The organism is Mucilaginibacter rubeus (assembly GCF_014643835.1).
Taxonomy (GTDB): Bacteria; Bacteroidota; Bacteroidia; order Sphingobacteriales; family Sphingobacteriaceae; genus Mucilaginibacter; species Mucilaginibacter rubeus.
Genome location: NZ_BMKD01000001.1, coordinates 635,541 through 659,321, shown reverse-complemented (window position 1 = coordinate 659,321; position 23,781 = coordinate 635,541). Strand labels below are relative to the sequence as shown.

19 protein-coding genes are annotated in these 23,781 nt (G+C 41.6%); 8 read left to right on the top strand and 11 right to left on the bottom strand.

Features of this window, described 5'->3' with window-relative positions:
• The first annotated feature begins 82 nt into the window (after positions 1-82).
• Complete coding sequence (locus IEX80_RS02710) at positions 83-3,004, top strand: helix-turn-helix and ligand-binding sensor domain-containing protein (protein ID WP_188831856.1); 2,922 nt, start codon at positions 83-85, stop codon at positions 3,002-3,004.
• 113 nt (positions 3,005-3,117) lie between these two features.
• Here IEX80_RS02710 and IEX80_RS02705 read toward each other — a convergent pair whose 3' ends face one another.
• From IEX80_RS02705 to pdxR, 5 genes are all read right to left on the bottom strand, one after another.
• Positions 3,118-3,876, bottom strand: coding sequence for a ThuA domain-containing protein (locus IEX80_RS02705; protein ID WP_188831855.1), 759 nt, complete (start codon positions 3,874-3,876; stop codon positions 3,118-3,120).
• A 24-nt stretch (positions 3,877-3,900) separates the two neighbouring features.
• Positions 3,901-5,034 carry a redoxin family protein gene (locus IEX80_RS02700; protein WP_188831854.1) on the bottom strand — a complete coding sequence of 378 codons (1,134 nt, stop codon included), beginning with the start codon at positions 5,032-5,034 and terminating at the stop codon, positions 3,901-3,903.
• A gap of 18 nt (positions 5,035-5,052) precedes the next feature.
• Entirely contained in the window at positions 5,053-6,897 is a 1,845-nt protein-coding gene (locus tag IEX80_RS02695) for a glycoside hydrolase family 9 protein (protein WP_188831853.1), read from the bottom strand.
• Between the two features lie 752 nt (positions 6,898-7,649).
• Positions 7,650-8,909, bottom strand: a complete 1,260-nt coding sequence (locus tag IEX80_RS02690) for a DUF5009 domain-containing protein (protein WP_188831852.1) — start codon at positions 8,907-8,909, stop codon at positions 7,650-7,652.
• A gap of 1,097 nt (positions 8,910-10,006) precedes the next feature.
• Positions 10,007-11,500, bottom strand: a complete 1,494-nt coding sequence (pdxR, locus tag IEX80_RS02685; RefSeq protein WP_188831851.1) for a MocR-like pyridoxine biosynthesis transcription factor PdxR — start codon at positions 11,498-11,500, stop codon at positions 10,007-10,009.
• 83 nt (positions 11,501-11,583) lie between these two features.
• Between pdxR and IEX80_RS02680 the strand changes: the two genes are divergently transcribed.
• The 5 genes from IEX80_RS02680 (at position 11,584) to IEX80_RS02660 (ending at position 16,677) form a co-directional block, all read left to right on the top strand.
• The gene (locus IEX80_RS02680; protein WP_175489928.1) at positions 11,584-12,069 is read left to right on the top strand and encodes a DoxX family protein; all 486 of its coding nucleotides are present in this window, start codon (positions 11,584-11,586) and stop codon (positions 12,067-12,069) included.
• A gap of 33 nt (positions 12,070-12,102) precedes the next feature.
• Positions 12,103-13,146 carry an EamA family transporter gene (locus tag IEX80_RS02675; protein ID WP_188831850.1) on the top strand — a complete coding sequence of 348 codons (1,044 nt, stop codon included), beginning with the start codon at positions 12,103-12,105 and terminating at the stop codon, positions 13,144-13,146.
• Positions 13,147-13,178: 32 nt separating this feature from the next.
• The gene (locus tag IEX80_RS02670; RefSeq protein WP_176624438.1) at positions 13,179-13,982 is read left to right on the top strand and encodes an MBL fold metallo-hydrolase; all 804 of its coding nucleotides are present in this window, start codon (positions 13,179-13,181) and stop codon (positions 13,980-13,982) included.
• 210 nt (positions 13,983-14,192) lie between these two features.
• A complete protein-coding gene (locus tag IEX80_RS02665) occupies positions 14,193-15,809 on the top strand; it encodes a carboxylesterase/lipase family protein (protein ID WP_188831849.1) in 1,617 nt (538 codons plus the stop codon).
• A 4-nt stretch (positions 15,810-15,813) separates the two neighbouring features.
• On the top strand, positions 15,814-16,677 hold the full coding sequence (locus tag IEX80_RS02660) for an alpha/beta hydrolase (RefSeq protein WP_090525299.1): 864 nt from the start codon (positions 15,814-15,816) through the stop codon (positions 16,675-16,677).
• Positions 16,678-16,743: 66 nt separating this feature from the next.
• Here IEX80_RS02660 and IEX80_RS02655 read toward each other — a convergent pair whose 3' ends face one another.
• The 6 genes from IEX80_RS02655 to IEX80_RS02630 all read right to left on the bottom strand — a co-directional run bounded on the left by IEX80_RS02655 (position 16,744) and on the right by IEX80_RS02630 (position 21,943).
• The gene (locus IEX80_RS02655) at positions 16,744-17,511 is read right to left on the bottom strand and encodes a hypothetical protein (protein ID WP_090525297.1); all 768 of its coding nucleotides are present in this window, start codon (positions 17,509-17,511) and stop codon (positions 16,744-16,746) included.
• Positions 17,512-18,017: 506 nt separating this feature from the next.
• Complete coding sequence (locus tag IEX80_RS02650) at positions 18,018-19,394, bottom strand: OmpA family protein (protein WP_188831848.1); 1,377 nt, start codon at positions 19,392-19,394, stop codon at positions 18,018-18,020.
• A gap of 310 nt (positions 19,395-19,704) precedes the next feature.
• A complete protein-coding gene (locus tag IEX80_RS02645; RefSeq protein ID WP_188831847.1) occupies positions 19,705-20,544 on the bottom strand; it encodes a maleylpyruvate isomerase N-terminal domain-containing protein in 840 nt (279 codons plus the stop codon).
• Between the two features lie 28 nt (positions 20,545-20,572).
• A complete protein-coding gene (locus IEX80_RS02640) occupies positions 20,573-21,001 on the bottom strand; it encodes an OsmC family protein (RefSeq protein WP_090525291.1) in 429 nt (142 codons plus the stop codon).
• A gap of 91 nt (positions 21,002-21,092) precedes the next feature.
• On the bottom strand, positions 21,093-21,509 hold the full coding sequence (locus IEX80_RS02635) for a DUF3052 family protein (RefSeq protein WP_188831846.1): 417 nt from the start codon (positions 21,507-21,509) through the stop codon (positions 21,093-21,095).
• The gene (locus IEX80_RS02630) at positions 21,509-21,943 is read right to left on the bottom strand and encodes a DinB family protein (RefSeq protein WP_188831845.1); all 435 of its coding nucleotides are present in this window, start codon (positions 21,941-21,943) and stop codon (positions 21,509-21,511) included. Before IEX80_RS02630 ends, IEX80_RS02635 begins: the two co-directional genes overlap by 1 nt.
• A gap of 83 nt (positions 21,944-22,026) precedes the next feature.
• Between IEX80_RS02630 and IEX80_RS02625 the strand changes: the two genes are divergently transcribed.
• Both IEX80_RS02625 and IEX80_RS02620 read left to right on the top strand, forming a co-directional pair.
• On the top strand, positions 22,027-23,274 hold the full coding sequence (locus IEX80_RS02625) for a spore maturation protein (protein WP_090525283.1): 1,248 nt from the start codon (positions 22,027-22,029) through the stop codon (positions 23,272-23,274).
• A 69-nt stretch (positions 23,275-23,343) separates the two neighbouring features.
• Positions 23,344-23,763, top strand: coding sequence for a hypothetical protein (locus IEX80_RS02620; protein ID WP_176624424.1), 420 nt, complete (start codon positions 23,344-23,346; stop codon positions 23,761-23,763).
• The last annotated feature ends 18 nt before the right edge of the window (positions 23,764-23,781 follow it).

The following is a 23,781-nucleotide window of genomic DNA, read 5'->3' as shown; positions in this document are numbered from 1 at the left end:
ATTTACGGCTGTTAATTAGGCTCGCATTTGCCGGGCAATACTAATTATCAATGGGTTTTAACCCTCGCCAGGAAAACCGTTAATGAAAAAAAGCATACTATTTGTTATTGTTCTGCGCATGTCGATCTGCGCATCTTCTGCTCAAACAACCATTGGGACACCCGCTATCAAAAGCTACACGCATAATGAATATAATGCAGGGAGCGAGATTTGGAATATTAAACAAGATAAGAATGGGATTCTTTATTTTGCCAATGATGAAGGCCTGCTGACATTCGACGGGAGTTATTGGAAAACATATCCGCTTCCTAATAAAAGCGCCATAAAATCTGTAGCTATTGATGCCTGGGGACGTATTTATGTTGGCGGACAGGATGAAGTAGGCTATTTTTTTCCTGACAATGCAGGCATCCTCAAATTTCATTCGCTTAAACAACTCCTGCCCAAAAAAGCAAGGCAGTTTGCCGATATCTGGGATATCGTTATCCATAATAATGAGGTGTTCTTCAGGACCATAGAGTGTATCTTTGAGCTGAAGAACAATACCATGCACACCTTTGATGCACCCGGTGGCTGGATGCTGCTAAACCAGGCCGGCGGTAAATTGTTTGCTTATGATAAAGCTATTGGACTGGTTATTTTTAAAGATTCGCGCTGGCAAGCCTCCGTTCAACAACCCACAACGGCGCTGAGCATCACCGGCATCACTGAGTTTAATAAAGACACCTTACTGGTAAGTACCCGCAAAAATGGCCTCTTTATCGTCGCTGGCTCGTCACTGGTTAAAAAAAACACGGCTATTGATGGAATCCTGCTTACTGATCTTATAAACTTCATTCAAAAAATTGGCACCGACAGGTACGCCATTGGTACATCAGCAAAAGGGCTGATTATTATTGATGGCAAAGGCAAGCCGATAGACCAGTTCTCCAACAATCAGGGGTTACAAAACAATAATGTGCATGGTATATTGTTAGACAGAGATCGTAATTTATGGCTCGGACTGGAAAATGGGCTCGATTTTATCAGTTATAACACTTCAGTTAAAAATATTTATCCCAATCGCGAAAACCTGGTAAAAAGCAATGCGGTAAGTATCTTCAACAATAAACTGTTCATCGGAACATCGAACGGCTTATATGCTGTACCGATAGGCGCGCAGCAAAAAGATATCAGCACGGCCACAGGTGCTTTTGCAGAAGTGCCAAACACTAAAGGACAGGTTTTAAGCCTTACGCAAATTAACGGGCATTTATTGGCCGGTCATCAGGATGGTGTTTTACAGGTAGACGATAACCAGGCTAAACTGATTACTCCCGGCCCGGGGGCGTGGATGGTGAAAGCTTTCCCTGCTACTCAAGATGTGATAGCGGGGACTTACACCGGCTTTCAACTCTTAAAATACAATGGTGCCGGATTTACCTTTGAAGGAAAAATAAATGGTATTTATGAATCGTTAGGAAACCTCGCGGTGGATAAGGGCAACTTCGTGTGGGCAACGCACCCCTACAGGGGCATTTTTAAAGTGCAGCTATCCGCCGACAGGAAAAAGGTAGTTGGCTATACACAATATACCGAAAAAAGCGGCTTACCATCGGCGCTGAATAATCATGTGTATTTTATTAAAAACAAAGTAATCGCTGTCACCGAAAAAGGTGCTTATGAGTATAATGTCACCGAGGGTGACTTTGCTCGGTCTGTTTTTTACAAACCTATATTTGGCAAAGCAAAAATCGAGTTCCTTACAGAAGACAATAAGGGTAATATCTGGTTTATCAGCAACCAGCGGGTTGGCGTAATTGATTTTGGCAAAAGATCATCTAACGTATCTTATAAGGTGATCTATTTCCCTGAACTGGCCGGGCAAACAGTAAAGGGGGCAGAGTATATTTATCCGTACGACATGGAGAACATCTTTATCGGCTCAAACAATGGCGTATTTCATTTAAATTACCGACAGTATGTATCTTCCAACAACAAACTCAAGGTATTGCTTACTACAGTAAAAGCTATAGCTGAAAAAGACAGCCTTATTTTTGGAGGATATTTTGTTAAAAACAACCGGATCGCATCAGCACAAAACACGCAACTTATTGCCTCGCTGTCCAACCACTGGAATTCCTTTCATTTTGAATATACATCTACCCTGTTCGCACAAAAAAGCAATGAAGAGTTTAGCTATAAATTGATAGGTTTTGATAAAGACTGGTCACAATGGTCGGTTAAAACAGAGAAGGATTACACCAACCTTCCTTATGGCAAATACACGTTTTCGGTAAAGGCCCGTAATAATTTGGGCACTGCATCTGCTGCTGTCAATTATACTTTTATTGTTGAGCCGGCCTGGTACCAAACTATTTGGGCTTACCTGGCTTATTTCCTGATCATTGCCTGCATTGTTTATATCGGCATAAAGGCACAGCAAAAACGTTTCGAGCTGTATCAACAACGCCATGCAGATGAACAGAAAAGGCTCAGCTACCTCCATAGTCTTGAACTTGACAGGAATGATAAAGAGATCATAGCTCTTAAAAACGAAAAACTTGAAGCCGAACTATCTCATAAAAATAAGGAGCTGGCTACCTTAACCATGCAAATGGTTGACAGGGGAAAACTATTGCTCAATATTAAGGACGAGCTGATGATATTGATCAAAAAACTTAATATCCCTGATGCATCATACCAGTTCAGGGGTGTGTTTAAATTATTAAACGATACCGGGAAAAGTGATGATGACTGGGACAACTTTTCCATGTATTTTGACCAGGTGCATAATAACTTTTTAACCACCATGAAAGCCAAATTCCCCGGTTTAAGCTCAACCGATTTGAAGCTGTGTGCTTACCTGCGGTTAAACCTTTCATCAAAGGAGATAGCGCAGTTGCTTAATATTTCGTTGAAAGGCGTGGAGATCAGCCGTTACCGGGTACGCAAAAAACTGCAGTTAGCTACCGAAACTAACCTATACGACTTTTTGATGGAGGTTACTAAACAATCCGGGTAAAACTGCTTCCAGATTTCACTATTTTCCAGCTACTATTAAACATCGAACAAGTGCTGCCCCGATAGGCATCTTGTTTTAAAAATGCTTTTGCTCAATCCCGGCTACTTTCGTATTTATTTTCCGGCAGCCCAGAATATAGCATTGCTGAAAAGCCTGGTATAATCCTTACTATCAAAAAGCACTGGCGAGTGTCCCATAAAGATGTAAACGTTCCGGGCTTTTTTTCCGGGGTTAATCCATACTACAGGATGGTCACCCATAGTAATGCCGTCTTTAGGTTCATAGGTTGATTCATCTACCGAGGCCAGCACATGTACATTAGGCCTTGGATCTTTGTCATAAGTGTACCACTCTTCCTTCTGAATCAGGAAAGATGGTGAAACGCCTTGCATTACCGGATGGCTTTGATCTTCGATATTGACAGTACCTTTGGCAAATGTAGCTATATAGTTTTTATAGCGGATCCCCCCCATAAAATTCCAGAACCAGTTCCACATCGGGTAACCATCAAACTCGCCCAGTAGGGTTGCGTGATGAAAACCTATCCAGCCTCCTTTACCCTCATCAATATATTTTTCAAAGGCTTTTACGGCTTTTTCCTTCCAGGCATACGGCGGGTAGTCCAGCTGAATAAATAATTGATAATTAGACAAAAAAGCATCATCAATTCCATCAGTACTTTGAATATAATCGACAAAAAAATTACTATCAGCAGCCAGCTTATCCAGCCATACTTTTGCCACTTTTGAATACTCAATATGATGCCCCCCGTTTTCATACAGAGCTATTACTTTAAAACGCGGGGCGTTTTGTGCCCACGCGCTGATGACAGTTAACAGGCAAAAATTGAAGATCAGGGCTATTTTTTTCATATCGATAATTTCTGCATTGATGATTTATTTATAGATCCTGTCCATCATCGGGTTATTCCAGATCACTTTCTTAACTTCCTCCAGATCGAGAGCGCCCTGATGGCTGTATACAACCTTCCCATCCGGGTCAATCAGCATGGTATAAGGTAAAGCTCCATGCCATTTAGGGTCTACTGCCTCTATCATTTTATATTTGTCATCGCCTGTATAAATGTAGTTGATACCTGATGACTGCTTGCGTTGTAAAAACTTCAGAGCTTTATCTTTATTAGCCGGGTCATCAGCGCTGATGCTTACAAATTCCAGTCCCCTGTCGCGGTAAAGCCTGTTTAGGGTAACCAGATCGTCAAACTCCGCAACGCGGGGGCCGCACCAGGTAGCCCAAAGGTTGATAAGCCTTAACCTATCCGAATGATTTTTTACCACTATTGCAATTCCGCTGGCGCTAATGGTATCAAGTTTTACCGGCTCCTTTGCCCATTGAATTTGCGCCTTATCTATCCAATTCATTTTCTCCGCCCATTTAACTGAGCAGCCAAAGGTTTTGGTAACCGGTACTGCTATTTCTTTGCCTCCAAGTACCGCATCAATAGCATTACGAGCATCCAATGATTTAGGTATTTTGGCAGGGTTTTCCATATCATCTATTCGTCCATTGTAACGCAGCTTCCTGTCTTTATCAAAAACAAAAATATGAGGGGTAGCAACCGGGCCATATTTATTGGAAGCTGATTCGGTTTCGCCATCATACAGATATGGGAAGTTAAAGCCTTTATCTTTCGCACGTATTTTCATCTCTTCAAATGAATCGCCTAAATCACTGTAGCCCAATTCATCATAGCGCAATGAGGCAGGATTATTAGGATTGATTGCTACCACACCAACTCCCTTTGGTGCATAGTCGCTGGTTAGTTTGATTACCTTGTCTTCATAAGCCTGCGAGGTAGGGCAATGGTTGCACATAAAAACCACAACTAACACTTTAGCATTTCTGAACGACTGCAAAGTGTAAGTTTTGCCATCAATACCGGGCAGACTAAAATCGGGTGCCGCTGCTCCTATCGCCAGTGTTTTATGTTCATCAAAGGCGAAAGAAAACATCGGCAAAACCAACAGTAACCCGAAGATGAAACACAAACTGATCTTAAACTCCTTCATAGTAGATATGGTTTACAATTAATCACTCGTCGATACTGCCAGCAGGTACCAGGCCGTGTGTGGAAGCCATTGCTCGGCCCAGCGCCAGTCGGAATCTTTACCTGACACTACATAAGGGATATTAAAATCAATATCATCCTCATTATCAAACCCTGAAGTAATGCCATTTACAATACCGCCCGGTGCGTTGGTATATTCAAACGTGCCAAAAAAGCCATACGCCGGATTGTTATGTCCTGTGCCCTGCAGCATACTGGCGTCAAAGGGGTTCAGGCCCAGGATCCAGTTCAACTGATCTATCGCAAAGCCGGAGAGCTGGTCATGGAAAGTCTTATCATCTTTAAACAGGCTGGCAGCCATTCGTGCAGCAGTGGCTACTGAACCTAATCTCGCGTTTTCGCCCTGCCACCAGGGTGAAGCATCACTGCCATGCGGGAAAAAGAAAGCGCTGTGCCGGTTGCCCAATGTATCCTGCACCAGTTCGCGGCTGTAACCAAAGGGATTGTTCACTTCGTGGGTAATAGCCAATTCAAATTCCATTGACTTTCTTACTGCTGTTTTGATCTTTGCCTGCAGATCCGCAGAAGCATAGGGATAATAATACAACAGGCTTACTACAGGCAAGCCAGCATCTGATGGATGAAAAAAAGGCCAGTCGCGATCGTCAGCGCGCCAAAAATTTTGGTATTTATTCCATGAGGTTAGGCGGTTAAGCAGGTTGTTAGCACGCTTTTCTGTAGCAGCTTTATATATATCCTTGTGAGTTGCTTTGTATAATTCGGTAGCGGCACTCAGCGCACAATAATCATCAAGGATATTTTCTTTTTTATCATAGTCCATTTGCGGGTTTTCCTTTTCCAGAAAAGCAAAGGCATTTTCGGCAGCTTTCAGATAATCGGCGTTACTAAACTCACCCGACGCTTGATAAGCCGAAGCCATAGCCAGCGCCGCAATAGCAATCCCCCCGCCCGATCGGTAACTGACCTGATAAGCACGCCAGTTTTTGCCCCCGGTGGTTTTGGTAAACGACTGGTCTTTGGTTTGTTTAATCCGGTAATTGCCTTCATCTGCCTGGATCACCCTATCCTTAGGCAATTTCCCGGGGCCGGGCGATGACACAGAGCGATAAAATGAGCCATTTTTAGCCTGCATCCGCACTAAATAATCAGCGCCATACATGGCTTCGTCTAAAATCCTGCGGTTAAACTGGCGGAAATCAGTTCCCGGGCGGGCGTTTAGCAGCTCATATGTTTTAAACAGGCTAAAGGCTGTTAAACAGATCTGCTGCGGATTAAAATAATTGGAAAATGATAAATGCGACAAATGCTTGCCATAATCGCCGGTGGCATCATACCAACCGCCGTGCGCGTCAATAGTATCCGTTGTGCCCGGTAATACCAGATGATGATCGGCCTTATCCAGCAGGCCCGAACTGCGCTGCCCTTTAAAATAATATATTACATCGGATATAGTAGCTTTTTCAAGCACATTTTTGCCAATGGTAAAAGGGTATGATGAAATTATTCCTTTAGGTGAAGCGAATTGAATTTTATAAGTCCCCGGCACGGTAAAACTGCTGAAATTAAGAGTCCAAAACTCAAATTTTTTCCATTTGCCAACCGGGCCGCTGTAAGAGATCTTTCCGGTAAATACAGCTTTACCCTTATCTGCATCAATGAGGTTAAATGATGTAAATGTAAGACGGTTGTCGGCAACTATAACGGCATGTTTTGTCTTGTTGTCTTCATAACCAACGTGATTGGTTACCACTTTAATATTTTGTGCCTGTACAAAAATCGGCAGACCGAACCAAAACAAGGCGGTGGCCTTAAACAGGATATTGATGTGTTTTTTCAGACTCATATATAAAGTTAAGAAATTGCCCTGCGGTTTAAGCATGATGGTTTTGCAATGTTGGTCAAAGCTAAAAGATTAAGTTTCGACCGGATATTTTTATGCCACTACATTAGCTCTACCGTGATTAAACACCTCAATTTGTTACAAAGTTACCTTCGCCGATTACCCGGCAAGTGCTAAGTGGGGTGTGAAAAGTCGTTTTTAAAATTCTGTGCTTAGAAACTACGACTTTGGGCTAATGACCACGTAGCACTTTATCGATAACATAATAGTAGTGGTATTGTAGTGGCTTCCAAATAGCAATTGAGTAAAGTTTGGCTGATAATTGCAGAATATAAAATTTCATCTCTTATATAAATCCAACATGAAATATAGTCTACGGGACTGCCGTAAAGTTAAAATTGTTAAACAGGCTATTCCTGGCCGTGTAAGTACGGACATCCCGACATCATTAGTATAGCTACATCCTAATTGCGAGGTTTTGCCTGACGCCAATGCGGGCACATTGATTGCCGATTATGCCAAAGAACGCAATTATAATTAGTAGCTTTTATTATAATCAGCCTAAACCTAAAAGAGGCCGCCTGATTTCAGGGGGCCTCTTTTGAAGATGCTTTCAAGGTTCTTTTAATCCAAGTTTCTGATAGCCGCATCAAGTAAGCACTCATTTTTTCACCAACATCTCCCGGCATATTTCACCAGCCATGGTTACAATAATGATGAAATTGTTGCCATGACATTTTAGGTATGTATAATAATTAAATTTTTAAGCGCAATCTTTTCTTTTCAAGTAATCCAACAAATAAAACGATGATCACAGCCGTCAGAAAAGAGCGCAATAGTCCCGGAAATCCGTTATTGATAACGCCGGGATAGTTAATTTGGAACAGTTCCAGTGTAAACACCTGAAAATACGGGATCAGGTAGCAGGTTAGTGTGCTGGTACCTGCCGGTTTGATCCAGTTAAAGGCATCTATTTTTCCTTTAACATCTACCATATATATCAGCATCAAAAAAACTAACGTGGTAATTCCGGAACAAATGAATACCCATGCAGGTGTTGAACGGATCTTGGAAACACCTTCGGTATAAGGCCTTAAAGCAAAACCTGCTATCAGGAATAAAATAACGACGACAATCAGTGTGCCCCAAATATGTTGCGTTTTACCCTGCTCAACCAATTTGGCGTAGATCCCCGATATTACCGCGCCTCCCATAGTTAAAGTCATTGTTGACGCGTCGTTGATTATCCAAAACGGTTTTAAAAAGATAATAGCATTGCCGAGGAAACCGCCTGTAACATCTTTTCCTGCGATGGCTACCATCGTTTCGTCGTGCAACACCTCTATCTTTAATATAGAGTGTGCCAAAATATTAATGGCGGCAAACATTATCCATGCTACGATAAGGCTATTCAATTTGCCTTTAACTGCGAAAAATATCAAAGCACAAACCAAATATGCCCATCCTATCAAACCCAATATCCCCCACCATGAAGGCTCCATACCCCGTACCTCGCCATCTTCGCCACCTTTATAAATCACCGCCATGCCTATCAGCATAGCAATTCCCAATGTCTGCAAGGCATATCTTTTAGTCTTTGCCATAGATTCCGGATAGTCAAGCCAGATCAGGAAGAATGCCATAGTAATAACCAGTGCCCATGCAGCCTTCGGAATTAATGCCGCCGATGAATTATATTCTTCAAGGTTTACATGGTAAAAACCCATAATGAGCAGCGCCGCACTGCGCACCAGGATATAAAATAACACCTGTCTCGTACTATCACTCTTTTTGATCCTGTTATTAATGGCAAATGGTAACGACAAGCCCACAATGAACAAAAACGCCGGGAAAATAGTATCAGCAAAACCCATCCTGTCTTCAAGACCTTTGGCGTGGTCTATCCATTCGGGAATATGCTGTACACCGCCCGCATCGTTAACAAATATCATCAGGAGCATAGTAATCGCACGCAATACATCTATTGATAAAAGGCGTTTGGGTAATTGCTGCATGCTTATTTAAGAGTTTTCATTTAATTTTTCTGGAAAATAGTGAATTATGGCTTGCGGTATATAAAATATTATCGCCGTGCATGCCAAATGCCAACCTCGTTTATAAAGCACTGGTATAAATCCAATGGATCATTGATGCACAAATCTATCCGATAGCATGATCTGATGCTTTTATTATAGCACTACATCACTACTACCACAGGTAACATTATATATAAATAAAAAATTCAGCAAATTGGGAAAGAAGGGGGTTTTGGAAGCGACGGAAAAAACGCGGAGCAGATTGGTTAGCAATGAGTACGACTGATCACAAATGTTATAAAAACGAAAATGGGCAACCAAAGGCCGCCCATTCATTAACTGGTTTTAATGTCCAATTATTTTGCAGTTTTTCTTGCAGGGATTAATGGAACGATAATAACAGCTAAGAAAAGGGCAACTTCTAATACGGTTAACATAACTTTAATTTTTTTAATGTTTTAATTACTGAACTAACAATGTTTTCAGGAAATACAACCGTTCCTACAGGTATGCTGTGGCAGGGATGCAAGAACAATTGTATCATTCCTGTCACCGGTTCGGCTAAAAACATGCCATTAAAAAATAAGCCCTATAAATCAATACTTTAAGCTCAAAAACGTCATTTTCAAAATGGATTTTTTCTTTGAAACTACCTTCAAAAACTGGTGTTTATTAAATTTAACCCAGAGTTTTGCGCATAACGAAAAAAAATGGGCTTAAATCGAGGCAAAAAAAGCCGAAAAATTGTTTTTCGCCGAATTATTTAAAAAAAAGCGGGCAAACAAGCACAAATTTATTTTTGGAGAAAATTATTTCGCTCATTAATTTCTTAGCCTGCTTTGCGGCTATAAAAACTCATCGCCAAACTTTTTTTTGTAAAAAAACTATTCCCTGATTTTTACATATTATAGGTCTTAGCTTTTTTAAAAAAATTAACCGACAATTTGTCACCGGCATGACAAACGCAAATTTTGGCAGAAAATCTCTAACTTAAAAGCATGACAGTAGCTGCCAAAGCATGACATAACATTTAGCAAATTCATCCTATTATGGCGTTTAATCCCTATGCCAAACTTTTAAACTTTTGGAAGGCATTTAAGAATGGCCTTTTTCCAGATATTTACCGCTTCATGCATTTCTTTTTCGTTTAATGAGGCAAACCCTATTCGTACAAAGCTGTGTTTAAATGTTTTATCATAATAATAATCATGTCCCGCACCTATAGACAGCCCCAGTTCATTAGCTTTTTCTGAAACAACGGCAGTGTCCAGATCATGGAGGTATTTAACCCATATGGCAAAACCGCCACATGGTATTTTAAAGGAAATATAATCGCCCAATTGCTCCTGCAGTAATTTGCAAAGAATATCCCGCCGTTCGTGATACAGCTTATTGGCTTTTTTCAGGTGCCTGCTAATGTCTCCATTCTTTAATAAACTTGCCATAGCTTCTTCTAACAGGTGCTCCCCCTGGCGGTCAATCAGTCTGCGTAAGCGGGTGGCCTGGCGTAAAAAATTTGCCGGCGCAACCATAAAACCAATGCGGATGCCCGGCGCAATGGTTTTGCAAAATGAACCTACATATATTACGTTTCCATAATAATCGGCACTGGCCAGCGGTAAAATAGGGCCGCTTGTATAATGAAAGTCAAAGTCGTAATCATCTTCAATAATGGCAAACTGATATTTTGCTGCCAGTTCGAGTAAACGCATACGCCTCTCCGAACTCAGCGTTACTGTAGTAGGCTGATGATGATGCGGCACCACGTACAGCATACGTACCTTTTGTGCTTTACAAATAGTCTCAACGGCATTAATATCAATACCATGTTCATCTACAGGGACAAATTCCAACCTGGCACCGGCTTGCTCAAACACCTCATTTGCACCACTGTAGCCTGGGTTACCTACAATTACAATATCATTTTTATTAATCAGTACCTGTGCGCACAGGTAAAGTGCCATTTGAACGCCTTTGGTTATTAAAATATCATTAGGTGTTACATGCAGGCCACGGGTTTCACCCAAAAAACGGGCAAGTTCGTTCCTTAAATTTTCGGAACCCTGCTCCAGCCCGTACATCAGGTATTTATGCGTAAAATGATAACCTGCCATCCGTCTGTATTCGCGCACCATCAGGTCGACAGGCGCAATGCGGGTATCGGGAAACCCTTCGGTAAATGTAATATTGCCATCAGGCATTTCCACAAACATGCGCTGAGGGTTGATCCTGTTGTCATCAACATTGAACGAAGTTTCATTTGCCAGGCTATGTTTCAGAACAGCTTTTTCAATAGGCCGGGGTGCAACATCGGGCAGGTTTTTAGCTATGTAAATCCCCTTACGCGCTATAACATCAACCCAGCTTTGCGCATAAAGTTCGTCATAAGCAGCTACTACTGTTTTACGATGTACGTTTAACGATGCTGCCAACACACGACTGGCAGGAAGCGCAGAGCCTGGTTTTAAGGTCCCCTGCCTGATATAATTGATAATACCGTTGCTAATTTGCAAATACACAGGCACCTGGCTGCTTTTATCTACACTTAATAAACTTTCAATGAGCATCATCCTGGACTATCTTTAATCTATTTTCTGGACTACAAGTATAGTCCAAAAGCATGGTATTTTTGATCATCAAAAAAATAAAACTTATGCAACTCAATCAAAAAATATCATCCATATACCTAAGGTTAGCCATTGGAGTAAGCTACCTGTGGGAAGTAGCCGACCGCCTCGGCTTATTTGGCCCAAACGGTCACGCACACGTTAGCTGGGGCGACTGGAAACATTTTATTGCCTATGCCAAACAGGTAATGAGTTTCCTGCCCAATGGCATCATAAATCCGCTGGCAACTATTGCAACCATTGGCGAAGGCGGTTTTGGCATATTACTCATCCTTGGCTTATTTACCCGCGTGGCAGCTATCGGCAGCGGTATCCTTAGTTTATGTTTTGCTATCGCGATGGCAATTTCCTTCGGCGTCGAATCGCCTTTAGGTTACTCAGTGTTTACTTTGAGCGCCGCAAGTTTTCTGCTGGCCGGGACGTCCCAATATTCATGGAGCTTGGATAAATGGTTCGCCTCACGTATTGTGAACAAAAAGCTTACGGCTTACCAATCATTGCAAACCAATTAAAATCAGCAAACATCTTTAACCAATAAAATAATCATGGCAATTACAGCAAATACAAAAGCATTCCCCCTTTTAGTGATCATAGCCTTTGCTACTGTTTATATAGTATGGGGGTCAACCTATTTCTTTATACAAATGGCAATTCAGGGCTTCCCTCCCATGCTGATGGGTGCATTTCGTTTTTTTACCGCGGGTATTTTATTACTTGGCTGGTGCTACATTAAGGGCGACAACATATTTGTTAAGCGCGATATCATTACCTCCGGTATCTGCGGGCTGCTTACCCTATTCATAGCTACAGGTATAGTGATCTGGGTCGAGCGCAATATCCCCAGTGCCATGGTTGCCATTATGGTTTCCGTGAACCCGATATGGTTCATCATATTAGATAAAGCTAACTGGCGGGTAAACCTAAAAAATAAATCGACCATATTCGGCCTCATCATCGGCTTTGCAGGAATCCTGCTCCTTTTTGGTGAAGCCTTCCTAAAATCAGTTACCGGTACTATGGACCATGCAAAATTAACAGGATTACTATTGTTACTGGCTGGTCCTGTCGCATGGTCGGCAGGATCATTATATTCAAAAAAGCGGGGCGGTACAGCTCCGGCAAGGGTAAATACTTCCTGGCAAATGATCATTGCCGGTTTGGCTTTTGTACCGGCTGCCATTATTCACCAGGAGTTTAACGGATTTGATCTCGCTACTGTTCCGGCTCAGTCATGGATGGCTATCGTTTACCTTATCATATTCGGATCAATTGGGGCATTCAGCGCTTATGTATGGCTGCTGCAGGTAAGGCCTGCAACGCAGGTGAGCACCCATTCGTATGTAAATCCGGTTATCGCCGTATTACTTGGGGTTTGCTTTGCACATGAAAGTATTTCGTTAATGCAGTTTTTGGGGTTAATTGTGATCTTGCTCAGCGTATTGCTTGTAAATCTTTCAAAGTATGGGAAGCTTACGTTTAAAAAACCTGTGACCGAAACAGTTGAACAAACAGGTAACTGCAACCACCTCAACCCTGCTTCCGATTTGGAACAGATCAAAGCATTGGCTAAAATAGCTTACCGGATCTAAAATCATCTCCCTAAATAACACTTTATAAAACAATGAATAAAACCATCATATGTAGCACATGCGGCACCCAGCTTTTAGCCGGGCCGGTAACACCCCAATTTTGTCCAATTTGTACCGATGATCGACAATACGTTCCGGAGAGTGGACAGCAATGGAATACGCCAGCCGAACTTAAGAACCGCACCATCAAAATAACACAGTTAAATAAACATCTGTATGCACTCAAAATACAACCAGACTTTGCAATTGCCCAAAGGGCCCTGCTCCTTATCTCTCCGGGAGGTAACATTTTGTGGGATTGTATTCCGTACCTGGATGATGCTACAATTGAATTTATCCGGGCTAAAGGCGGATTAAAAGCTATCGCGTTTTCACATCCGCATTATTATAGTAATATGAATGACTGGGCCGCCGAATTTGGCTGCCCAATCTATATACACCAAAATGACGCCGAATGGATACCTTTTAATTCTCCGTATATCTACTTATGGGGTGGTAACACCACACAACTTTGGGATGGCATAAGCGTAGTACATATCGGCGGTCATTTTGCGGGCAGCTGTGTGTTGCACATTGCAGGCTTTACACCTAATGGAACTATGCTTTGTGGTGATACATTTAATATAGCCAGAAGCAAACGGCATATGGCTATTATGTACAGCTATCCTAATATTATATTACTCGCCAAGGAAGAATTTGTCAAAGCATATCAAAAAGCATCCATGCTTAATTTTGATACTGTGTATGGAGCATTTGAAAACCAGGATATCGAGGGCAACGCGATGGAAATATTTGAAACTTCGATGCAGCGGTATAAGGATAGCTATGGATTATAATTATATTAAATTAACTACGTTTTCAGCTGAAATTTTTTTAAAGTAAAAAGTATGATATAGTTGTATTTGGCTAATCCATTGTGTTATATTTACACAATAGCTATTACCAGTGGATAAAGATCCTCGCCAATTATTGGTAATTAGCTATCTTTCAATTCCGGAAGCCAGTTTCGGATCACGAAGTTTAAACCAATTTAACCAAATACAATCATGAAAAAAAACAGTACCCTCATGCTGCTTTTACTCATTTGCTTTTTACCCGTAACGGCGTTTTGCCAAAGCAGCAACGAACCAGTTGTCGCCGGGAACGATGTGGCTGTAACATCAACCGAAAGCGGAAAAGTAAAAGGCTATCTTCACAATGGCATTTTTACATTTAAAGGTATCCCCTACGCCAAAGCCGACCGGTTTATGGCGCCCGAAAAACCTGCGCCATGGACAGATGTACGCAGTTCAAAAACTTACGGTCCGGTTTGTCCTACCGATCCAACTACAACTGTTAACGACGAATTTGAATTTGCCTTTCAGCATGATCTGGGTTATTCAAATGAACACTGCCAGTCGCTCAATGTATGGACACAGAAACTGAACGATGGCAAAAAACGCCCGGTAATGGTTTGGCTGCATGGTGGCGGCTTTACTGCCGGTTCATCAATTGAGCTTCCATCGTATGATGGTGAAAACCTGGCTAAAAAGGGAGATGTGGTACTGGTGTCGGTAAATCACCGGTTAAACATTTTGGGCTTTCTTGATCTTTCAGCCTATGGTGATAAATATAAGGGCTCTGCAAACGCGGGCCTGCTTGATTTGAAATTGGCCCTGGAATGGGTAAAACAAAATATAACCCAGTTTGGCGGCGATCCTGATAATGTGACCATCTTTGGGCAGTCGGGCGGCGGCGGCAAGGTTACCTGTTTAATGAACGCGCCATCAGTAAAAGGTTTATTTAAAAATGCCATTGTTGAAAGCGGCAGCTATATCACCAATTTTAATGAAAAACCGGTTACCCAAAAAATTGCCGCTGCATTATTGGAAGAACTTCACCTGCAGCCTTCACAGGTTGATTCTCTTCAAAAACTGCCTTATGATGTACTGAACGAAGCGGGTAAAAAAGCAATGCGCAAGGTTTCAGCCGATTTAAAGAAAGAAGGCAGAACCATGAACGGCTGGGGCCCTGCTTTAGACGGCGATTTTCTGCCTTATCAGCCCTCTGATGCTGCCGCCAAGGCATTGTCTAAAAATGTTCCGCTGCTGGTAGGCACTACCAAAAACGAGTTTGCTCCATTTGTTCCCGGCCCCAAAAGCCAAACAATGGATGAGTTAAAGACTGCCCTGCAAAAGAAATACGGCGATAAAACCGACGCTTATATCGCTGCTGCTCAAAAAGCGTATCCAACAATCTCAAAACCATCAGAATATACCGACATTGAATTTAACTTCCGCTCATTAGCCATTAAACAGGCCAATGAAAAGGCTGTTAGTGGCGCGGCCCCGGTGTATATGTACCTGTTTACCTGGCAATCGCCCGTAAATGGAGGTATGTATAAAGCCATGCACTGTATGGATATTGCTTTTCAGTTTAATAACATAGCCCGTTGCCAGGAAATGACCGGCGGCGGTAAGGAAGCATATGCCCTTGCCGATAAAATAAGCAGCGCATGGATAAATTTTTCCAAAACCGGCAACCCGAATACGCCATCATTACCTAACTGGCCGGCATATACTGCCGAAAATGGTGCAACAATGATATTGGACAACCAATGCGTAGTTAAAAACCACCCTGATGATGAATTATTAAAAATAGTAGCAGCTGCCCCTAAACCCTAAGTATATGAAAAGAATAGTTCTAACATTTACGCTGTTGTTTTGCTGCGTATGGGTATTTGCTGCCAAAGTTGACACGGTACAAATCCCCAGCGCAGCTATGAACAAAACTTACAAAGCGGCGATTGTCTTTCCGAAGGCATATGCAAAAAGTAAAGCCAGTTTCCCGGTACTCTATCTTCTGCATGGCGGCTACGGCCATTTTGACGACTGGCTGTCGAAAACACCGGATAAATCACTGGTGAAAGATCTCTCCGATCAGTATAATATCATTATTGTAATGCCGGAAGGTGAAATCTTCAGCTACTATGTTGATAGCCCGATTGATCCTAACAGCAAGTTTGAAACTTATATTATTAAAGAGGTGATCCCTTTTATCGATAGCAAATACCGCACTATCAATGATAAAAAAGGCAGGCTTATCACAGGTTTATCCATGGGGGGCTTTGGTTCGTTGTATCTCTCGACCAAACATCCTGACCTTTTCGCAGCAGCAGGGAGCATGAGCGGAGCCCTTGACCCCAACATGACAACCTGGAAACTTCCGCCCGACAGGTTTGAGATGCTTAGCAAAATGCTTGATAAGATTTGGGGGCCTATGACGCCCGATACTTATCTGCAATATTCTGTTGTGAACATGGCAGATCAGATCCGTAAAAACGGGCTGCCATTGGTTATTAATATAGGAGTTGATGACTTTTTGCTTGAGCCCAACCGTGAATTACACCGCAGATTGGTTTATAACCATACTCCACATGATTATTCCGAACAACCAGGAGGCCATACCTGGGAGTTTTGGCAAAACGCCTTGCCGGGGCATTTGTTGTTTTTCAGCAAAGTTCTGAAAGCAAATGGTGTTTACGTTTTATAAAAGACCAAATTGAATATATAAAGGGAAGATCGATCACAGTATCTTCCCTTTATATTTACGCTATTTTCAGCATGGAAAGATAAGCGCCGGTAGATGGGCATGTTCTTCATTCTCCATATTCTCCCAATCCCATAACCCATTTAATTGTGAGCTGCGGTTGCTCAATACAAAAAAATCAACCCGCATTATATTGGCCAGTACATCAACGGTTTTCATGATATCCCGCTCCTTGATATTCACCAGGTTCAGCCTTGAACCGGAGAACAATTGCCTGAACACAGCATCAGCATAATCATTATGCATATGGGGTAATCCCGATTCAGTTATATTAAAAAGTGATGCCTTTACATCCATTGCTTCACTCATTTTACTTAAAAGGCTTACGATATCCTTTTTGGCATAACGAAGATCGGCAAGGTATCCCATATTCGTAATATTGAATGAGGCACCTTCCGGAACGGCCAGTAAGGGGCAGCATGAATGATTTAAAACAGGCACAAGCTGTTCATTAATTTCTTTTGCAGTTCCGCCAACCCCTTTGATAATTAAACCTATATCATATTTAGCTATAATTGCGTGGAGCGACATCCCCAAAGTATCCAGATAGTTAAGGAAAACTATCTTTTCGATGCCTTTATTTTGATCTTTAAAACTGAATTCCTCATTATCAAATATATCCTGCTTGGTAGTATCAGATAACTGAACACTCATCGGCTCCGGTACCGTGTTCATAACAATTACTTTGGTTTTTAATTTATCACCTAAATTACCGGCGTAAGTAAGTGCATAATTGCTTTCTTTTTTGAGATTGTGAACTACCAGGATTGCTTTCATAGCTAATTTATAATAATGAGATGTATGATTTGAACAAGTGATAACAAGAGCTGTTTCTTAATTTGTAATTAAAAAAGTCATAAAAAAGTCAGTTTGATACGCTCAAGAGTTACCGGCAGCATATAACCTTTAACCTTAACTAAAAAGCGGATATTATTCACCACCCGCTGCAATAAACGGTTATGTTGAGTAATCTTTAAAATGACTTTGTTTTAATTTACACTGATATTAAATAACGTTGCTTATAAATGTCACCGATAAATAAATACAGATCAATTTGCAACAAAATTGAGCGCACATACTCAACACTTGATCGCTGTTAACGATTCCCTCGTATCACAACCGTTACCCGCTCCTGCTACAAGAAATTACACGGGATGATGGTATTGGCGAATCGATTAAAATCCTGCCTATTCAACCAATCCCTGGTTTGGTTGCTAAATATGAAAGCAAAAAAGCCACTCAATTGAGCAGCTTTTTACTTATTTAAGGTTTAACAACCTTTGTTAATACAAGGTAAATTCAACCCTGCGGTTAGCCTGACGGCCTGCAGCTGTTTTGTTTGTAGCTATTGGCTGTGTTTGACCATAGCCGGTTGCTTCAATACGCGATGGATTTGCACCTTTGCTTGCGAGGTATGATTTAACCGATTCAGCACGATCTTTTGATAAACGCATGTTTAAATCAGCCGAACCTGTATTGTCAGTATGGCCAGCAAGTTTCAGGCTAAAGTTTTTATCAACTAATAACTGTGCTACCCTATCCAAACTTGGATATGAATGCGCACGAATGGTAGCTTTACCCAAATCAAACTCAAGGTTTTTGATAGCGTCTTTAACCACTTTTTTATCTTCTTCAGTAACATAAACTACCGGTTTAGCCAAAGGACAACCTGAGCCATCAACTTTTTGGCCGGCTGGTGTGTTAGGGCATTTATCGTTTACGTCCACAACACCGTCACCGTCGCTGTCGGTAGTTAATTTGGCAAGATTGGCATTGGTTGTTGCAAGGTCGCTGGCCAGCTGCGCATTTTTTGCTTTTTCAGCATCAATCTGTTGCTGTAGTTCGGCGCGGGTACGCTGGTTTTCCCATTGGTACTCTGTACGCATTGACGATACGGGATTATGAGTTGCCATCTGGTGTTTTTTCTTATTACCAAGGGCAAACTCTAAACCAATATGCGCGTATGAAAACCTGTCATCACCCGCCCCATACTTATATCCGTCAAGGTTATCGGCCTGTACAAAGTTAACCTGGTAACCTAAATCAAGGTTTATACCTGGTGCAAGGTCAAATTTCAAACCTAAGCCAACCGGGATAAACAATTCGTTGATATGGCCGTTATCGGTTTTCTTAAAGTTTTCCTGTTGCCCGCCAACCGGGGTAATCCTTGGTGTGTAATTCAAATTACCAACACCTGCGGTTAAATAAGGCTGAATAAACGGCTTTTCATGGCGCCAATTGATGTTAGCCAGCGTAATATTAGCACTTAAAGCTGCCGACCAGTTTAATTTAGTAGAGTATGAATCATAGGGAGAAGTACCTGCTGCGTTAGGTTGACTGTTTGATGAAGTTAATTTACCGCGAAGGAAGTCGGCCTGTAAGCCCAAGGATGGCAATATTTGTTTTTTAATGTATCCGCCGTAACCAAACTGTTCGGTTGGGCTGGTAAAATCCTGCCTGTTATTGCGTCCAAATATGGTAAAAGGGGTTAACAAACCACCATGTACACCTATTGACCATGTGCGCAATTCACCACCACCCGAAAAGGGCCTCACGTAATCTTTTGCTGTAGCTGAGGTATCTGTTGACTGAGCGAATAATTTACTGCCAATCATAACTCCCGTAAGAAGCAATGAGGCTTTTTTTAAATTTGTTTTCATATTTATATGTTTAATTATACGTTTAACATTCAAGTAAAACGTACACTGGTTAATCCAACATTGATGCCATCAATATTTGTTAATCCAGAAAGCCCATGGCCAAAAGGCAGGCTAATCAAACAAAAAAAGCATATGAAATTTGAGATAAAATGCTGGTTAACTAAGTCAAGCGCTTATGTTTTTATAATGCGATTAAGGTTGCTTTAAACAAGCAATAACAGCCAAATTTTTAACCTTTTGTACAAACTGATTAATGAGTTAAAAAGAATACAGTTTTGTACAGTTAAAGAGTAATTAAACAAAATAGTTGTTAAGCCATCACGGCAACCATATTAAACAAGTTTTCGCCAAGGTTAATATTGCCGCTGATATTAGATACCTCCAATGCTGTTTGTGGATCGATACCTTTGGTGAAAACCCTCCAGGCAATATCAGGCGATAAAGTTACTGTAGTATCCGGCACTGATCCGGCATTTTTGATGAGTGTCCAGCCCTCAGCCATTTTAAGCAGGTACCAGTTACCGCCGGCTTCGCCAGTTACAGTAATTTGAATTAGCATACCAGTGTTTCCGTTGACCGTACGATATGTATGCGGAAGCCCACACATAAAGGTATCGATGCAGGGATAAAATAATTCGGCAGTTAGGATACCTTGTTTGCCTACCGCTTCACGGATCTGTTGTTGGTGATGAAACTTTTCGGTGTATTCGCGGGCTATGTGAAACCAGTTAACAGATTCATCTTCACCTGCCCAGGCTACTGAAAATGGTGCAGGCGCAAACAAATCAGCAGCAGTCATTATTTCGCTGTATTGTTTGCCTGTAGTTTCTAAAAGATCGGTAAGCAACTGTGGGCTTACACGCTTCATAGCGTTTACCCAGGTAGCGTTTAATCCGTTCAAAAAAACAACTAAATCACTATAGTTATTAATGGGATTTGAAGGAGGGTCGCCGGCAAACTGGTGAGCGGAAGAAATGACGCGCATGTTACCATCAAGTAAATGAGCGGCAATATCCTTTACAGTCCAAAGCTTTGCTAATGTAGGCCTGTTCCAGTCGTCGGTTGATAAGGATCTAAGCAGTTCTATTAGCTTTTGGTCCAACAGGGGGAACAGGTGAACTGTTTTAATAGGTACTTCCTGTTCCGCCATCTGGTATTTTCAACGAGTAATAACTATATTATTGAGCAGGGTGAACAATTACTTTCCAGTTAATTTCAGCACCGGCTTTTGCAAGTGTTGCAGCAACTGAGCAGTATTTATTAATAGAAAGCTCGGCAGCTCGTACAGCTTTATCCTCATCAACATTGCCATAAATATGAAATTCAATATCCACATCCTCCCATAATGAAGGTTCTTTACCGGCTTCCCGCTCGCCATTAACCACCATTTTATAGTCGGTAATTTCCTGGCGCTGTTTTTTCAGGATACTGATCACATCAATTGCCGAGCAACCAGCCAGGCCCATTAAAAGCATTTGCATTGGGCGGATGCCAAAATCCTGGCCGCCACTTTCCGGACTGCTGTCCATTTTTACGGTGTGACCGTTAGCGTCAACAGCTTCAAAGCCAAAATCGCCATGTACACGTTTTAATTCAATCTGAGCCATATTATCGGGTATTATTGCGCTAAGTTATACAATTAAGTGCTTATGCTAAAACGCAGTGCCGTTTGTTTAACTGGTTTTAACCAAAAATGACCTATACCACATATTTCCTGTTTTTAACGGGGATCACCAGCTTTAAACCCGACCACACTTCATCAACCGCGCAAACCTTGATATCAACCAACCCCATTTGCAAAGCAAAGTTCCTGATCAAATCTTCTGTAATATCAGTAACTACTTTTGAAGCCTTTTTGGGCCAGGATACCCAAATCATGCCGTCCTGTTTAATTTGCTTTATCAGTTCAGGCAGCTTAACCCGATATTCATCCGCACTTTTGCTAAAGAAATGGATCACATCAATTTCAAATGAAATATCATCTGTAAAATAAACATCAGGAGGCATGTCGCTAAACAGATCAAGGTAATGGTCAGGGGCATTAACAAGCAACAGCTTCCCGCCTGCTTTTATACCCAGTTTCTTTGCCAGTGGTGTACCCGAATAGCCAGCCATTACAATATATCTTTTAGATGATGCAGCATATGATCAACATAGTCGGCGGCAAGCCATTCTACAGTTTGCAGGTTTGGTTCCTGTTTGCTGTTGTCACAGCGGGCACTCCATCTGTCGGCAGGGTAATTCTCTAACACCCGTACAATCTGCAGGTTCAGCAAGGCCCAAAGTTCAATCAATTCGTTAATGTCAGCATCCTGGTAACGTGCGGCAGCAACCCATTCTACCTGTTGGTAGGTAAGTCTGAAGTTTTCTTCATAGGTGCAACGCACAAAACGCTGCAGATTAATTTGAGCACTGTCAATCAAATGGCCAATCACTTCTTTTTTTGACCATTTAGCGGGCGATGCCTTATAGGCCCAGTCAATGTCGCGGCCTTTTAGTTGCCTTACATTATCTATAATTCCGTTGAGTTTATGGATAGTGTCGTTCATTTATTGGTTTATCGATAGTATAAAAGTATCAGTATTTCATATTAAACAGCAAAAGCACTAACTTCAAAGCCTTAAACATTACTATGGCGCTTAACTATATCTGGATAGCTTTTTTTGTAATTGCATTTGTAGTTTCACTCATAAAATTAGTTTTTTTTGGCGATACAGAAGCTTTCAAATTATTGGTTGAAGGATTATTTAATTCGTCAAAATCATCGGTAATGGATATCGCTTTGCCGCTGATTGGCTCTATGGCATTCTGGCTCGGCATTCTGAACATTGGCGAAAAAGCTGGAGCTATTAATTTTTTATCACGGATAGTAAGACCTTTCTTTAGCCGATTGTTTCCCGATGTACCTAAAGATCACCCCGCTACGGGCCAGATGATGATGAACTTTTCGGCCAATTTAATGGGCCTCGATAACGCAGCTACACCGCTTGGCTTAAAAGCGATGGGTAGCCTGCAGGAGCTGAATCCAGATAAAGAAACAGCTTCAAATGCCCAGATCATGTTCCTGGTGCTGCATACATCCGGCTTGCAGTTATTACCCGTTACCATCATCGCACAAAGGGCCATCCTTAATTCAAAAGATCCGGCCGAAGTATTTTTACCTTGTATCATTGCTACCTATGTAGCCACGGTAGTTGGCTTAATAGCAGTGGCCATTAAGCAAAAAATCAATCTTTTTGACAGGGTTATTATTGGCTGGCTTGGCGGCGTTACCGCTTTCATTACATTGGTGGTATGGTACTTTACCACGCAGCTAACCAAAGAGCAGATCAGTACGGTATCATCAGTTATAAGCAATGTGATGTTGTTTACCATACCGGTAATATTTATCGTGGGTGGCCTTATAAAAAAGGTAAACGTATTTGAAGTTTTTGTAGAGGGCGCTAAAGGCGGCTTTGAAACCTCAGTAAAGATAATTCCCTATCTGGTAGCTATGCTGGTTGGGATCAGCGTGTTCAGGAATTGCGGCGCGTTGGATTATATGAATGAAGGCTTACGCTGGGTTTGTGTTCAGTTTAATTTAGATACACGCTTTGTAGATGCTATGCCCGTGGCTTACTTAAAACCACTTAGCGGTTCGGGCTCAAAAGGTATGATGATAACGGTAATGCAAAATTTTGGTGTCGATAAATTTGCGGGGCGGCTTGCCGGGATCTTTAACGGTTCGGCCGATACTACTTTTTACATCGTTGCTTTATACTTTGGTTCGGTGGGTATTAAAAAATCGCGTTATGCTATTCCGGCAGGACTTATTGCCGATTTGGCCGGCGTTATTGCGGCTATTTTTATTGCTTATTTGTTCTTCGGCCATCAGCCATAATTACCGCTTAACAAAGGGGTGTTTATTCATCAAATTAATTGCTAATTTTATCGCACCCTTTATAAACTAATGACTCAAACTTATCTTAAAGAAAAGCAGCTAAAAAAAAAGCGCGCTATGAAAGGCGTCTACGCTATTATCATCGCTGGTGTAGTATTTATTTTTATTATGGTAAAGTTTGCCATATCCGGTGATGTTACGGAGGTGCTTTCATTTAGCAAAATGCCTAATGCCGATGATGCTTATAAAATTGCGAAGGAATTTGTAATCCCAACCATACGTTCGGGAAATATCTCTTTTCCTGATGACAGATATCAATTTGGCAAAAAGGCCGACTCTGTTTTTATTATCAAATCGTATGTTCTTTCAACAGATAGCCAGGGTGAAACAAACCGTACCAATTTTGAAGTGATACTGAAATATAATGGCGGCCCCAAATTTCTGAAAAAGAACTGGAACCTGGTTGATATTAATGAAACACCCGAATAAAGAAAATTAAGTCGATAG

Bases quoted from the DNA above. Each gene is read 5' to 3' on its own strand.
- IEX80_RS02710 (WP_188831856.1), top strand. From the start codon at position 83: ATGAAAAAAAGCATACTATTTGTTATTGTTCTGCGCATGTCGATCTGC.
- IEX80_RS02645 (WP_188831847.1), bottom strand. From the start codon at position 20,544: ATGGCGGAACAGGAAGTACCTATTAAAACAGTTCACCTGTTCCCCCTG.
- IEX80_RS02695 (WP_188831853.1), bottom strand. From the start codon at position 6,897: ATGAGTCTGAAAAAACACATCAATATCCTGTTTAAGGCCACCGCCTTG.
- IEX80_RS02635 (WP_188831846.1), bottom strand. From the start codon at position 21,509: ATGGCTGGCTATTCGGGTACACCACTGGCAAAGAAACTGGGTATAAAA.
- IEX80_RS02665 (WP_188831849.1), top strand. From the start codon at position 14,193: ATGAAAAAAAACAGTACCCTCATGCTGCTTTTACTCATTTGCTTTTTA.
- IEX80_RS02655 (WP_090525297.1), bottom strand. From the start codon at position 17,511: ATGAAAGCAATCCTGGTAGTTCACAATCTCAAAAAAGAAAGCAATTAT.
- IEX80_RS02625 (WP_090525283.1), top strand. From the start codon at position 22,027: ATGGCGCTTAACTATATCTGGATAGCTTTTTTTGTAATTGCATTTGTA.
- IEX80_RS02660 (WP_090525299.1), top strand. From the start codon at position 15,814: ATGAAAAGAATAGTTCTAACATTTACGCTGTTGTTTTGCTGCGTATGG.
- IEX80_RS02650 (WP_188831848.1), bottom strand. From the start codon at position 19,394: ATGAAAACAAATTTAAAAAAAGCCTCATTGCTTCTTACGGGAGTTATG.
- IEX80_RS02705 (WP_188831855.1), bottom strand. From the start codon at position 3,876: ATGAAAAAAATAGCCCTGATCTTCAATTTTTGCCTGTTAACTGTCATC.
- IEX80_RS02630 (WP_188831845.1), bottom strand. From the start codon at position 21,943: ATGAACGACACTATCCATAAACTCAACGGAATTATAGATAATGTAAGG.
- IEX80_RS02700 (WP_188831854.1), bottom strand. From the start codon at position 5,034: ATGAAGGAGTTTAAGATCAGTTTGTGTTTCATCTTCGGGTTACTGTTG.
- IEX80_RS02640 (WP_090525291.1), bottom strand. From the start codon at position 21,001: ATGGCTCAGATTGAATTAAAACGTGTACATGGCGATTTTGGCTTTGAA.
- IEX80_RS02620 (WP_176624424.1), top strand. From the start codon at position 23,344: ATGACTCAAACTTATCTTAAAGAAAAGCAGCTAAAAAAAAAGCGCGCT.
- pdxR (WP_188831851.1), bottom strand. From the start codon at position 11,500: ATGATGCTCATTGAAAGTTTATTAAGTGTAGATAAAAGCAGCCAGGTG.
- IEX80_RS02690 (WP_188831852.1), bottom strand. From the start codon at position 8,909: ATGCAGCAATTACCCAAACGCCTTTTATCAATAGATGTATTGCGTGCG.
- IEX80_RS02670 (WP_176624438.1), top strand. From the start codon at position 13,179: ATGAATAAAACCATCATATGTAGCACATGCGGCACCCAGCTTTTAGCC.
- IEX80_RS02680 (WP_175489928.1), top strand. From the start codon at position 11,584: ATGCAACTCAATCAAAAAATATCATCCATATACCTAAGGTTAGCCATT.
- IEX80_RS02675 (WP_188831850.1), top strand. From the start codon at position 12,103: ATGGCAATTACAGCAAATACAAAAGCATTCCCCCTTTTAGTGATCATA.